Annotated in this window: 2 protein-coding genes; both read left to right on the top strand. The window is 37.8% G+C overall.

Annotated features, from left to right (window positions below):
- A partial coding sequence (locus C9J34_RS22025) for a hypothetical protein (RefSeq protein WP_193769036.1) occupies nucleotides 1-458 on the top strand: 458 nt, incomplete at its 5' end.
- A 19-nt stretch (nucleotides 459-477) separates the two neighbouring features.
- On the top strand, nucleotides 478-717 hold the full coding sequence (locus tag C9J34_RS15870; RefSeq protein WP_107841161.1) for a hypothetical protein: 240 nt from the start codon (nucleotides 478-480) through the stop codon (nucleotides 715-717).
- Nucleotides 718-723 lie beyond the last annotated feature (6 nt).

The raw sequence follows: 723 nt of genomic DNA, 5'->3' as shown, positions 1-723 counted from the left end.
CACACTTGGACAAAGATGTGTATACCGCAAACGGTGTACATGGACTAAAAATAGAAAGTGGTATTTTCACGCCAGTTTTGCAAGGCTCAGTATCTAATGGTAACCCTATATATCTTACCAGAGCAGGATATTATAAATTAATTGAAAAAATGGTGTTTTTTGATTTAGTAGTTGCTACTGAGGATAAAAATGGTCTACAAGGAGACCTTTTTATAGCTGGTTTACCATTTCTAGCGAAAGCTCAAGGTGAAAGAAAACCATCTTTTCCGATAGGGGTAGCACATGGGATGAATACTGAAGTATGGGTAACAAACACTCAATTGATGACCTCCTACGAAGCTAATGGAAGGTTATTTTTGTCAGTTTTAAATCAACTTGGAAATATTGTATCCATTACAGCATCCGAAGTACGCAATGATATGTTTTTACGCATTTCAGGAGCTTATGAAATAAATTAAACAAAAGGTGGAAGATGACATGAATGAACATTATACATTAGATAACTTAACACAGAGCGGTGTGTCTGTAAAAAGACAAACTTTCATTGAGTATCAGGGACAACAGTATCCAATAGGGGATGCATGGCGACGCGCATATGCAAATAGCCCTAACGGTCGTCAGCAAGTTGTAGATGAGTTGCCACAATCACAAGTAAATGCTATTTTAGCAGTTTGGGGTGATGCGCCAGTTATCACTGATGAAAGCAAGTTAGTATAAGTCCCC

This window comes from Metasolibacillus meyeri (assembly GCF_003049505.1).
Taxonomy (GTDB): domain Bacteria; phylum Bacillota; class Bacilli; order Bacillales_A; family Planococcaceae; genus Metasolibacillus; species Metasolibacillus meyeri.
This window is presented reverse-complemented; position numbering and strand designations above follow the sequence as displayed.

Bases quoted from the DNA above. Each gene is read 5' to 3' on its own strand.
- C9J34_RS15870 (WP_107841161.1), top strand. From the start codon at position 478: ATGAATGAACATTATACATTAGATAACTTAACACAGAGCGGTGTGTCT.